This window comes from Limnohabitans sp., from assembly GCF_046052765.1.
GTDB lineage: Bacteria > Pseudomonadota > Gammaproteobacteria > Burkholderiales > Burkholderiaceae_C > Limnohabitans.
In genome coordinates, this window is record NZ_JAVLFQ010000042.1 from 18446 (window position 1) to 29798 (window position 11353).

The 11353-nt window shown below is 51.9% G+C and carries 13 protein-coding genes; 4 read left to right on the forward strand and 9 right to left on the reverse strand.

The genetic code is table 11. The annotated features are described in order from the left end of the window. The first annotated feature begins 34 nt into the window (after window positions 1-34). Entirely contained in the window at window positions 35-460 is a 426-nt protein-coding gene (locus tag AC9UG7_RS05205; RefSeq protein ID WP_509585142.1) for an acyl-CoA thioesterase, read from the forward strand. Here AC9UG7_RS05205 and AC9UG7_RS05210 read toward each other — a convergent pair. The 4 genes from AC9UG7_RS05210 to AC9UG7_RS05225 are packed head-to-tail and all read right to left on the reverse strand — an operon-like array spanning window position 453 to window position 4184. Then, window positions 453-1211 carry an enoyl-CoA hydratase gene (locus AC9UG7_RS05210; protein ID WP_509585145.1) on the reverse strand — a complete coding sequence of 253 codons (759 nt, stop codon included), beginning with the start codon at window positions 1209-1211 and terminating at the stop codon, window positions 453-455. The two genes, AC9UG7_RS05205 and AC9UG7_RS05210, sit on opposite strands and share 8 nt — an antisense overlap. Window positions 1212-1243: 32 nt before the next feature. After that, window positions 1244-1684, reverse strand: a complete 441-nt coding sequence (locus AC9UG7_RS05215) for a DUF2147 domain-containing protein (protein WP_509585148.1) — start codon at window positions 1682-1684, stop codon at window positions 1244-1246. A 38-nt stretch (window positions 1685-1722) separates the two neighbouring features. Continuing rightward, complete coding sequence (locus AC9UG7_RS05220) at window positions 1723-3519, reverse strand: acyl-CoA dehydrogenase C-terminal domain-containing protein (protein ID WP_509585150.1); 1797 nt, start codon at window positions 3517-3519, stop codon at window positions 1723-1725. After that, on the reverse strand, window positions 3516-4184 hold the full coding sequence (locus tag AC9UG7_RS05225) for a TetR/AcrR family transcriptional regulator (protein ID WP_509585153.1): 669 nt from the start codon (window positions 4182-4184) through the stop codon (window positions 3516-3518). The genes AC9UG7_RS05220 and AC9UG7_RS05225 overlap by 4 nt, the downstream gene beginning before the upstream one ends. A gap of 87 nt (window positions 4185-4271) precedes the next feature. On the opposite strand from AC9UG7_RS05225, the gene AC9UG7_RS05230 reads away from it, so the two are divergent. Next, a complete protein-coding gene (locus AC9UG7_RS05230; RefSeq protein WP_509585156.1) occupies window positions 4272-4913 on the forward strand; it encodes a histidine phosphatase family protein in 642 nt (213 codons plus the stop codon). 19 nt (window positions 4914-4932) lie between these two features. On the opposite strand, the gene ruvB is transcribed toward AC9UG7_RS05230, so the two are convergent. Both ruvB and ruvA read right to left on the reverse strand, forming a co-directional pair. Then, on the reverse strand, window positions 4933-6015 hold the full coding sequence (gene ruvB, locus AC9UG7_RS05235) for a Holliday junction branch migration DNA helicase RuvB (RefSeq protein ID WP_509585159.1): 1083 nt from the start codon (window positions 6013-6015) through the stop codon (window positions 4933-4935). A 3-nt stretch (window positions 6016-6018) separates the two neighbouring features. Then, window positions 6019-6594 carry a Holliday junction branch migration protein RuvA gene (gene ruvA / locus AC9UG7_RS05240; RefSeq protein ID WP_509585177.1) on the reverse strand — a complete coding sequence of 192 codons (576 nt, stop codon included), beginning with the start codon at window positions 6592-6594 and terminating at the stop codon, window positions 6019-6021. A 197-nt stretch (window positions 6595-6791) separates the two neighbouring features. Here ruvA and AC9UG7_RS05245 point away from each other — a divergent pair, with 197 nt between their 5' ends. After that, complete coding sequence (locus AC9UG7_RS05245) at window positions 6792-7721, forward strand: PhoH family protein (RefSeq protein WP_509585162.1); 930 nt, start codon at window positions 6792-6794, stop codon at window positions 7719-7721. A gap of 3 nt (window positions 7722-7724) precedes the next feature. After that, window positions 7725-8180 (forward strand): rRNA maturation RNase YbeY, encoded by a 456-nt coding sequence (gene ybeY / locus AC9UG7_RS05250; RefSeq protein WP_509585165.1) that lies wholly within the window; start codon window positions 7725-7727, stop codon window positions 8178-8180. A 6-nt stretch (window positions 8181-8186) separates the two neighbouring features. Here the strand turns inward: ybeY and dbpA are convergent, their stop codons facing one another. The 3 genes from dbpA to tyrS form a co-directional block, all read right to left on the reverse strand. Then, window positions 8187-9566 carry an ATP-dependent RNA helicase DbpA gene (gene dbpA / locus AC9UG7_RS05255; RefSeq protein WP_509585168.1) on the reverse strand — a complete coding sequence of 460 codons (1380 nt, stop codon included), beginning with the start codon at window positions 9564-9566 and terminating at the stop codon, window positions 8187-8189. Window positions 9567-9661: 95 nt separating this feature from the next. Beyond that, window positions 9662-10597 carry a cation diffusion facilitator family transporter gene (locus AC9UG7_RS05260; protein ID WP_509585171.1) on the reverse strand — a complete coding sequence of 312 codons (936 nt, stop codon included), beginning with the start codon at window positions 10595-10597 and terminating at the stop codon, window positions 9662-9664. A 30-nt stretch (window positions 10598-10627) separates the two neighbouring features. After that, a partial coding sequence (tyrS, locus tag AC9UG7_RS05265; protein WP_509585174.1) for a tyrosine--tRNA ligase occupies window positions 10628-11353 on the reverse strand: 726 nt, incomplete at its 5' end.

The following is an 11353-nucleotide window of genomic DNA, read 5'->3' on the forward strand; positions in this document are numbered from 1 at the left end:
CAATACCGGTTAAATAACTCCTAGGATTGTGCCTGTGACCACGAACAACGATTCCCGCCAGACTGTGGCAGGGTTACCTAAAGACGCTGAACTGGTGCTCAAAGTCATTCCGATGCCGGCCGATTGCAACCAGAGCGGCGACATATTTGGCGGCTGGGTCATGGCGCAGGTGGATTTAGCGGGTTCGGTTTTACCCGCACGCTATGTGAATGGTCGCATGGCCACAGTCGCTGTGAATGAATTCATTTTCAAGCAGCCGGTCAAGGTGGGTGATATTTTGAGTTTTTTCAGTTCTGTGACCCGCATCGGCAACACATCAATCACAGTCAAGGTGGAGGTTTTCGCTGAGCGTTTCAGCTTGCAAGGCGTTTACCTCAAGGTAACCGAGGCTAACGTGACTTATGTTGCTATCGATGCCAACGGAAAACCCAGACCGATACTGCGCAAGGAAATCAGTTAAAGACCGGTTTGCGTTTCTCCATGAAGGCGCTGAATGCTTCTATCGCCGCCGGCTCCTTGAGCATTCTGGAGAAAACTGCTGCCTCCTCATCCATTTGGGACAGCACGAAAGGCGTGCGTGAAGACTTCATCAAGCGCTTGGTCTCGGTCAAAGAGGCCAGTGGTTTTTTAGCCATTTTTTGAGCTTGCTGTTGGGCATAAGCATTGACCTCTGAAGGAGGCAACACCCGACTGATCAGACCCAACTCGAGGGCAGTTTCAACCATCATGGGTTCACCCATGAGCAATGCTTCCGCCGCGCGTTGGTAACCAAACAATTGGACAGCCAACAAACTGGACGCAGCCTCCGGGCACAAGCCGAGGTTGACAAACGGCATAGAAAAAGCAGCGTTATCCCCTGCGTACACCAAATCGCAATGAAACAGCATGGTAGTTCCTACGCCCACTGCCGGTCCGCATACAGAGGCCAGCAAGGGCTTGGGGAACACGGCTATACCTCGTAAAAAACGAGATACCGGAGAATCGGCAGTTGCAGGTGGTTGCTGCAAAAAGTCTGCAATATCGTTGCCCGCACTGAACACGGTTTCATGACCTTGAAATAACACCACGCGCACGTCGCTTGATTCGCTGGCTTTAGTCAGCGCATCTGCCAATGCCGCATACATGTCTGCTGTCAATGCGTTTTTTTTATCCACTCTGTGAATGGTCAAAGTCATTACGCCGTGTTCAACGTTGTGCAATATAGAGGTCATGAAATTTCCTGCTGTTAAATCAAGAGGCTGTGTTATTCAACCCGAACCCAAATTTGGGTGCGGTAAAAAATACCAAGGTAGCCGCGTACTTGTAATTTCTTACCGCCTTCTAAAGGAACCATTTTTACTTCATAGACTTTACCGTTGGTAGGATCCAGAATCGTGCCATTACCAGCCCACAAGTAATCACTTTCTTTGCCTTCGCGGGTCAGATTTCGAATAATTTCCATACCAATGATTTTTTGATTTTTGCGGTCATCGGTGCACAAATCGCACACCGTCTTGGCTTTGGGGTCTTCTTTTAATGCGCGACCCACTGCTCCGCTGAGCACACCATTGTTTTCTGTGATGCGTACTTCCCCCTTGGGTTGCTTGGTTTCATCGTCAATCGTGTGCCACAAACCGACCGGGGTCATTTGTGCGCTGGCGCTCAGGCTGATAAAAACAGCCAACAAGCTGATTACTTTTTTCATGATGGGTATCTCCGTGGTAGGTTGAGTTAAGTATCAATTCAAGAAAACACGTCTGCCGTGTCCATCAAAACTTCACTGCCTGAACGCGCAGTAAGCATCAATGACGCGGTTTCGGGAAACAGCCTGGAATAATAAAAACGTGCAGTTTGTAATTTTGCTTTGTAAAAAGAATCGTTACTTCCCGCAGCTATTTTTTGCAATGCCACTTGAGCCATGCGAGCCCAAAAATAGCCTACAACCAAATGACCCGTCACACGCAAATAATCCACAGAAGCAGCACCTACTTCATCTGCATTAGACAGGGCTTTCATACCTATTTCACCTGTCAATGCTGTCATTTGTTGACCGAGTTTGGCTAATGGTTGTATGAAAGGCGCCATGTCTTCATTGGCAGTTTCCGCGCTCACCAATTCGGAAATCATTTTGCCAAATTTTTTCAAGGTAGCTCCTTGGTTAGCCAATACCTTGCGCCCCAGCAAATCCAAACTTTGAATGGTATTGGTGCCTTCATAAATCATATTGATGCGGGCATCGCGTACAAATTGCTCCATGCCCCATTCACTGATAAAACCATGTCCACCCAATACTTGCAAACAAGACGAAGTAGCAATCCATCCGTTGTCTGTGATGAATGCCTTGACGACCGGTGTCAGCATGGCCAACATCTCAGCGGCCTCTTGGCGCACTGACTCATCAGGATGTTGTGACTCTTGGTCAATCAGCAACGCGCAATACAAATTCAGCGCACGACCACCCTCTGCATAAGCTTTGGCTGTGAGCAACATTTTTCTGACATCTGGGTGCACCAAAATGCTGTCTGCGGGTTGCGAAGGATTTTTAACACCAGACAAACTGCGCGACTGAATGCGGTCTTTCGCGTAGGCCAAGGCATTTTGGTAGGCCACTTCGGTCAGTCCCAACGACTGCATGCCCACGCCTATACGGGCTGCGTTCATCATCACAAACATAGCCGCCAGTCCTTTATTCGGCTGACCCACTAATGTGCCGACAGCGCCGTCCAACACCATCTGACACGTGGCATTGCCATGGATGCCCATTTTGTGCTCAAGACCGCCGCAATAAATGCCATTACGGGCGCCCAAAGAACCATCGGCATTGACCATGAATTTGGGAACCACAAAAAGACTGATGCCCTTGCTTCCTGCAGGCGCATCAGGCAAACGTGCCAGCACCAGATGGACAATATTGCTGACAAAGTCATGCTCACCTGCACTGATGAAAATTTTATTGCCTGTGATTTTGTAACTGTCATCGGCCTGAGGCTCGGCTTTGGTACGCAACAAGCCAAGATCAGTGCCGCAATGTGCTTCCGTCAAACACATGGTGCCGGTCCATTCGCCATTAGTGAGTTTGGGAAGAAAAAGTTGTTTTTGCTCTTCGGTGCCGTGTGCATGCAAACATTCATAAGCACCATGTGTCAAACCTGGATACATCGTCCATGCTTGGTTGGCACTGTTGAGCATTTCATAAAAACACTGGTTGACTACCAAAGGCAAACCTTGACCTCCATACACAGGATCACAATTAAGCGCTGGCCAACCTCCTTGAACATATTGTTCAAAGGCTTGCTTAAAACCCGCTGGGGTTTGTACTTCATGGGTTGTCACATTTAAAGTGCATCCTTGCCTGTCTCCCACACTGTTAAGGGGTAACAATACTTCTGTGGCAAATTTGCCGCCTTCTTCCAACACAGCAGCAATGGTGTCCGTGTCAAGCTCTGCGAAAGCAGGTATCTGAGCAAGTTTTAATGGCACATCTAGCACTTCGTTCATCACAAATTGCATGTCACGAAGTGGCGGGGTGTAAGTTGTCATGGTCTATCTTTCAATGGGTAGGCGCCGTAGCGTTGAAGAATGTTTTCGAAACCCTGCTTGGCACGGTTCAAACTTTTTGCGGTTTTTAAGAACCGTGCTTCGTAATGCAAAGCCAATATCAATCCGTGAATTTCAAATGACATCTGCGCAGCATCGACGTCTGGCGACAAATGTTTTTCGTCTCGCGCTTGTAGCACCGAGCGGTGCAAAGCAGTCAACCAAGTCTTCACTGAACTGGCCAGTGCATCTCGAACTGGGCCTGGCCTGTCATCAAATTCTGCGGCTCCACTGATGTACAAACAGCCAGAATCAATTTCTGCGCTTGTTCTTGCCATCCAGTTGATAAACAACGCTTGCAAACGGGGTAAACCGCGAGTGGCTTGCATGGCTGGAAAAAACACTTCCTGCTCAAAACGCTGGTGGTATTCACGAACAACTGAAATTTGTAATTCTTCGCGCGATCCGAAATGGGCAAACACGCCCGATTTGCTCATGGACATCACTTCAGCCAGCGCACCAATGCTCAAACCCTCAAGACCGATTTGCGTCGCGAGCCCTAAGGCCGCATCCACAATCGCCGCCTTGGTTTGTTGCCCTTTGTGCAGCAATTTATGACTTGGAGAGGCTTTGTCTGCGTCTTTTAGCAGGGATACTGAATGTGTCATGCGTGCAGTCTATCAAAAAAAAGAACGGTCGTACTATTTTAAATACTTATCCCTTTTGTTGGCTGGTGATTGAATACACTTCACCTGATGAACTCGACCCGCATACTGGCTATTCGACATGGCGAAACCGACTGGAACGTGGCTACCCGTATCCAGGGACAAATTGACATTGCCTTGAACTCACAAGGTCAATGGCAGGCCACTCAAGTGGCTAAAGCATTGGCAGAAGAAGAAATACACGCCATTTATGCCAGCGATTTAAGCCGCGCATTTGTCACTGCACAGCAGATTGCTTCGCTGCACACCTTGCAAGTCAGACCTGTCACACCTTTGCGCGAGCGGCATTATGGGTTTTTCGAAGGTCTGACCTGGGATGAAATACAACAGGCATATCCGGACGAAGCAGCCCAGTGGCGCGAGCGTGACCCGCAATGGACACCCCAAAATGGGGGAGAAAGTCTGGTGATGCTGCATGAGCGCGTAACTCAAATGGTCAATGAGATTGCCAGCCAACACCTGGGCGAGCAAATCGCTTTGGTCACGCATGGCGGTGTACTGGACATTCTCTACCGCATGGCTACACGGCAAGATTTGCAAGCTGCACGCAGTTGGGGTTTGCGAAATACAGCCATCAACCGTTTACTTTGGACACCGCAAGGTCTGCAGTTGGTTGGTTGGGCAGATGAGCGGCATTTGGATGTGCCCGCGCGCGAGGAAAGCAGCACCTGAATCGGCAGGCGTTAGATATTTATTCGATGTCAGCACCAAACAAACCTGTCGCATTTTGCGCAGATGCCGGTGCAGCCACGCCCAAATGCCTGTAAGCCGCCAGCGTGGCAATGCGTCCGCGCGGCGTGCGCTGCAAAAAACCTTGTTGAATCAAAAACGGTTCAATCACATCTTCGATGGTGTCTCGCTCTTCGCCAATGCTGGCCGCGATATTGTCCAAACCCACGGGGCCACCATCAAAGCGATGAATCACTGCTTCTAACAATTTGCGGTCCATCAAATCAAAACCTTGGGCATCCACATCCAACATGCCCAAGGCGGCTTCAGCCACGGCTTGGCTGATACGGCCATCGGCCTTGACCTCGGCATAGTCACGTACCCGACGCAACAAGCGGTTGGCAATACGCGGCGTGCCACGCGAGCGACGTGCGATTTCAAACGCGCCGTCTTCATGCAACTGCGCTTTGAGCAAACCGCCACTGCGCATGACGATGCGCAACAACTCTTCGGGAGAATAAAACTCGAGCCGCGCAACAATACCGAAACGGTCGCGCAAGGGATTGGTCAACATGCCAGCGCGTGTGGTGGCACCCACCAGCGTGAACGGCTGCAAATCGAGTTTGATGCTGCGCGCCGCTGGTCCTTCACCGATCATGATGTCGATCTGATAGTCCTCCAACGCGGGGTACAAGATCTCTTCCACCACGGGCGACAAACGATGGATCTCATCGATGAACAACACATCATTTTTTTCCAAGTTGGTCAACAACGCAGCCAAGTCCTTGGGTTTTTCCAACACCGGCCCGCTGGTTTGGCGCAGATTCACGCCCAGCTCTTGGGCGATGATGTGACTCAGCGTGGTCTTACCCAAACCTGGTGGCCCAAACAGCAGCACGTGGTCCAGCGCTTCGTCTCGTTGGCGTGCCGCGCCAATGAAAATCTCTAGCTGCTCGCGCACTTTGGTTTGTCCCACGTACTCTTGCAGCAATTTGGGGCGCAAAGCGCGTTCAATCGCCTCTTCTCTGGGGCTGACAGGCGCGGCCGACACCACACGGTTATCCGGTTTGAAATCGTCGCCGAAGTTGTCAGTTTGAATGCTCATGGTTTATCTGGCCAAGGCCTTCAAGGCCTGCTTGATGCCGTCGCTCACACCAATGTCTGCAGGTAATTGTTTCCATGCTGCAGTTGCTTCTTTGTCGCTGTAACCTAAGCTCATCAGCGCTTGCAAAATATCGTTTTGGCTTGAAGACGCCTGCGGTGAAGCGCTCGCACCCAAGTCGCTGCCCATCTTGCCTTTGAGTTCGAGCAGCAAACGCTCTGCCGTTTTTTTTCCAACGCCGGGGATCTTCACCAGTCGACCCGCTTCTTGCAAGGTGATGGCTTGCGCCAGTTCGGCCACGCTCAAACCGCTGAGTACGCCCAGCGCCATGCGAGGACCTACACCCGATATCTTGATCAATTGCCGAAAGGCGACGCGTTCCTCGGCGGAGGCAAAGCCATACAAAATTTGGGCATCCTCGCGCACCACAAAATGGGTGAGCAGACTGATCTTGTCGCCGACAGCGGGCAAGTTGTAAAAAGTACTCATAGGCACATCGACCTCATAGCCCACGCCATGGCAGTCCACCACCACTTGCGGTGGATTTTTTTCAATGAGTATGCCGCTGAGTTTGCCAATCATGTCTATATAAGCATTGATGCTGTGTAATGCCAATTATCAGCGCGAATGGGAACAGGCCTGAGAACAGGCTTTAGGCCATGGGGTATGCTTTGAAACCTTAGCAGTCAACGACAACAATTTTCTATGCTCTCTTGCACCATGGTTCACCATCAATTCCATACCGCTTGTGCGGTATGCCTGTTCAGCGGGTCTGTGTTTTGATTATTCGCCACCAATTCAGCCCCAGCAGCAATAACCGCCTGGGCAATTTATGCGGCGCATTGGATGAACATTTACGCACCCTAGAAACCGGCTTACAGGTCAAGATTTCTCACAGCCACGAAAAATTCAAAATAGACGGGCTTAAAGCCAACGCGAACCGCGCCTTGGAAGTGTTGCAAGCCATGTACGAACGTGCGGCCAAACCCATCTCCAAAGAACACGTGCAATTGATGCTGGCAGGCGACGCGCACACAAGCAATGACGGGCATACCTTGTCTACCCGCCGCAACGACGTGCGCGCACGCACACCTACCCAAGCTTTGTATCTGGAGAACATCGCCAGCCACGACATTAGCTTTGGCATTGGCCCGGCTGGCACTGGCAAAACCTATCTGGCGGTCGCCAGTGCGGTAGATGCCTTGGAGCGCAGCGCGGTGCAACGCATCATCCTGACCCGTCCCGCGGTTGAGGCAGGGGAAAAGCTGGGTTTTCTACCCGGCGATCTGGGACAGAAGGTTGATCCGTATTTGCGCCCGCTTTACGACGCGCTGTATGAACTCATGGGTTTTGACAAAGTCCAAAAAGCCTTTGAACGCAGTGCGCTGGAAATCGCACCGCTGGCTTTCATGCGAGGACGCACCTTGAACAATGCATTCATCATTTTGGATGAAGCGCAAAACACCACGCCTGAGCAAATGAAGATGTTTCTCACCCGCATCGGTTTTGGTGCAAAAGCGGTGATCACCGGCGATGTCAGCCAAATCGATTTACCCAAAGGTCATCCCAGCGGACTGGTCGATGCCGAACGCATTTTGCGGCGGGTTGACGGCATTGGTATCACGCATTTCACCAGCAAAGATGTGGTGCGCCATCCTTTGGTGGCGCGTATCGTTGACGCTTACGACAAGCAACGCAAAGCGGTTTGACGCATGGCAATGCAACAGTTGTCCTTGTCATTGCAATTTGGCGATATCGCCTATGCGGCAAGGCACCGTGCAGCATTGCCACGGCATTGGGTAGCGCGTTGTCTGCGTCATGCCTTAGCAACCCATGCAGAGTTGACCGTGCGCATCGTTAACGAAGATGAAGGCCGCGCTTTAAACGCCAGTTACCGCCGTAAAGACTATGCCACCAACGTGCTGACGTTTGATTACCAGCAGTCCCCTGTGGTCATGGCTGATCTGGTGTTGTGTGCTCCAGTGATTGCGAAAGAGGCCAAAGAGCAAGGCAAGTCATTGAAAGCGCATTACGCGCATTTACTGGTCCACGGTGCTTTACACGCCCAGGGCTGGGACCATGAAACCTCGCTCAAGGATGCCAAAGCCATGGAGGCCTATGAAGTGCAGATATTGGCGGGACTGGGGATTGCAAATCCTTACAACTGACAAAGGTCAATCCATCAAACGCACGCGTACCGTTTTGCCTTTGATGCGGCCTTTGGATAAACGCTCCACCGCCTCTGAAGCAATCGACCTTTCCACCGCGACATACGTAGAAAACTCGTTCACATTGATCTTGCCGATTTGCGCTGCACTAAAACCTGCTTCACCTGTTAACGCACCCAGCACATCGCCTGCGCGGATTTTTTCCTTGCGTCCGCCGACGATTTGCAAGGTGCGCATAGGTGCTTTCAATCTGCCGCCAGGTGTCGCTGTCAGCGTGTCTAACTTGACCCATTGCGACTCCATGTTTTGCAGCAGTTCAATACGTCCGACCGCGCCCATTTCATCCAGACTGGCCAAGGTCAAGGCCAAGCCTTGCGCGTCTGCGCGGCCGGTGCGACCAATGCGGTGAATGTGGATCTCCGCATCTGGCGTCACGTCCACATTGATGACCGCATTCAACTGGCTGATGTCCAGACCGCGTGAAGCCACGTCGGTAGCCACCAACACCGAGCAACTGCGATTGGAAAATTGCACCAGCACTTGATCGCGTTCGCGTTGTTCAAGCTCGCCGTACAGCGCCAGCGCGTCGAAACCTTGGGCTTGCAACACGGCCAGCAATTCACGGCATTGCTGCTTGGTATTGCAAAAAGCCAGCGTGGACTCGGGCCGGAAATGGTTGAGCAGCAAAGACACCGCATGCAAGCGCTCGTCCCCGCGCACCTCGTAAAAGAGTTGCTGGATTTTGTCGGCCGCGTGCACGGTTTGCACTTTGACGGTTTGCGGGTCGCGCATGAATTGCGCCGACAACTTGGCAATACCTTCGGGGTAAGTGGCCGAGAACAACAAGGTTTGGCGCTTGGGCGGACACTGCTGAATAAGTTGCTTCATGTCGTCGAAAAAACCCATGTCCAGCATGCGATCGGCTTCGTCGAGCACCAAGGTTTTGACCGAATCCAAGCGCAAATGACCGCGGGTCAAGTGATCCAGAATGCGTCCGGGCGTACCCACGACCACGTGCGCGCCGTGCTGCAAACTTTGCTCCTGACCGCGCAATGCCACACCGCCGCACAAAGTCACCACTTTGATATTGGACGTGGCACGCGCCAGTCTGCGTATTTCTGTGGTGACCTGATCAGCGAGTTCACGCGTCGGACACAACACCAAAGCCTGTACCGCATGAAAGTTGGCGGTGAGCTTTTCCACCAGCGGCAAACCGAAGGCTGCAGTTTTTCCGCTGCCCGTACTGGCTTGCGCGATCACATCCTGTCCGTCCAACGCCAAGGGTAGACTGGCCGCTTGAATAGGCGTCATCTCGGCGTAGCCGAGTTGATCCAAATTGTTGAGAGTGTCAGGGGAAAGAGAGAGCGTGCGAAAGGAGGAGGTCATCAGTGCATTATCTGTGTGTAAGCTACTGAAGCCAAAGTTATGCTGACAAATACCAATGACAGCCCAGACTCTTGTTTATGACTTAACACTTGGTTTTATTTCAAATCCCGCACATCATCAAAATGCGCTTCCACATCATTCGGCAGCAATTGAATGCTGGCACGCAGTCCAGGCACCGCACTCATCAAAGCTTGCTCGACACTGGTGCGCAAAGCCGCTGCACGTCCCAGTGACCAACTGGAGGGCATGTGCATATGCATGTCCACAAAGCGACGTTGTCCGGCTTGGCGTGTGGTGATGTGGTCAAAGCGGATGATCTGCACCTCGCCGCGCTTGTGCTCAAACCCTTCCAGCACTTCGTGAATTTGTGCCAGCACTTCAGGACCGACCGCTTCGTCCATCAAACCTTGGGACGAACGCCAGATCAAATCAAAGCCCTCTTTCAAAATATTCACTGCTACGCCCATGGCGACCACCGCGTCCAACCATAGCCAACCGGTGTAGAGCACCAACAATAAGCCGATCACCACGCCACCTGAGGTCCAGACGTCGGTCACCAAATGCTTGGCATCGGCTTCGAGCGCAATTGAACGCTGTGCTTTAGCCACTTTGAACATGACCCAGGCCAGTAAACCGTTCAATGCCGAACTGGCAACTGACAGCGTCAAACCCCAACCCAGTTCAACCACCGGTTGCGGATCAAAGATGCGATGCATAGATGCCCAGATGATGGCGGCAGCTGCACCCATGATCAGCACACCTTCAAAACCAGAGGAGAAATATTCAGCTTTGTGATGTCCGTAAGGATGTTCTTCGTCCGCAGGTTGCTGCGCTACGGTGACCATGATCAACGCAAAAATAGCGCTGGCCAAATTCACAAAAGACTCCATGGCGTCAGATAACAGGCCGACCGAATCGGTGATGTACCAAGCCCCTGTTTTCATGATGATGGTGATGATGGCCACCACCACCGAGGTCCACAACAAAGTGGTAGGCGAGAGTTTCAATAACCAGTGATTCAATGCATTCATGGGTTGGATACCGGTTGTCTTATGTGTAAATCAAGGGCTGAGATGCACACGCGCGAACTTGCGCTTGCCGACCTGCACCACATACGTACCGGCGTACAGCTTCAAACCTTTGTCGCTGACCACACTGCTGTCTATGCGAACACCGCCGCCTTCGACCAATCGTCCGGCTTCGCTGGTAGAAGGTGCCAAACCGGCGTTCTTCAATAAAGCATTGATGCCCAAGGGCGCGCCGCTCACATGCACATCAGCTATATCGTCGGGTATGCCGCCTTTGCTGCGGTTGACAAAATCCTGCTCGGCGCTGTCGGCCAGTGCCGTCGAGTGAAAACGCGCCGTGATTTCTTTGGCCAGCATGACTTTGGCGTCACGCGGGTTGCGCCCGGCTTCGACCTCTGCTTTCAAAGCCGCAATCGCTTCCAGGCTTTGAAAACTCAACAAGGTGAACCAGCGCCACATCAACACATCGCTGATAGACATGACTTTGGCGAACATGGTGTTCGCGTCTTCCGTGATGCCTATGTAATTGTTTTTGCTCTTGGACATTTTGTCGACGCCGTCCAAGCCTTCGAGCAAAGGCATGGTCAAAATGCACTGCGGTTCCTGGCCGTATTCCTGTTGCAAATGTCGGCCCATGAGCAAATTGAATTTTTGGTCTGTACCGCCCAGCTCGAGATCGCTTTTCAAAGCGACGCTGTCATAGCCTTGCATCAGCGGGTATAAAAATTCGTGCACGCTGATCGATTGCCCGGCGTGAAA

What these genes read in the sequence shown, in the direction of transcription:
- AC9UG7_RS05210 (WP_509585145.1), bottom strand. Translation starts at nt 1,211, where the DNA reads ATGACCTCTATATTGCACAACGTTGAACACGGCGTAATGACTTTGACC.
- AC9UG7_RS05215 (WP_509585148.1), bottom strand. Translation starts at nt 1,684, where the DNA reads ATGAAAAAAGTAATCAGCTTGTTGGCTGTTTTTATCAGCCTGAGCGCC.
- AC9UG7_RS05220 (WP_509585150.1), bottom strand. Translation starts at nt 3,519, where the DNA reads ATGACAACTTACACCCCGCCACTTCGTGACATGCAATTTGTGATGAAC.
- AC9UG7_RS05225 (WP_509585153.1), bottom strand. Translation starts at nt 4,184, where the DNA reads ATGACACATTCAGTATCCCTGCTAAAAGACGCAGACAAAGCCTCTCCA.
- AC9UG7_RS05230 (WP_509585156.1), top strand. Translation starts at nt 4,272, where the DNA reads ATGAACTCGACCCGCATACTGGCTATTCGACATGGCGAAACCGACTGG.
- ruvB (WP_509585159.1), bottom strand. Translation starts at nt 6,015, where the DNA reads ATGAGCATTCAAACTGACAACTTCGGCGACGATTTCAAACCGGATAAC.
- ruvA (WP_509585177.1), bottom strand. Translation starts at nt 6,594, where the DNA reads ATGATTGGCAAACTCAGCGGCATACTCATTGAAAAAAATCCACCGCAA.
- ybeY (WP_509585165.1), top strand. Translation starts at nt 7,725, where the DNA reads ATGGCAATGCAACAGTTGTCCTTGTCATTGCAATTTGGCGATATCGCC.
- dbpA (WP_509585168.1), bottom strand. Translation starts at nt 9,566, where the DNA reads ATGACCTCCTCCTTTCGCACGCTCTCTCTTTCCCCTGACACTCTCAAC.
- AC9UG7_RS05260 (WP_509585171.1), bottom strand. Translation starts at nt 10,597, where the DNA reads ATGAATGCATTGAATCACTGGTTATTGAAACTCTCGCCTACCACTTTG.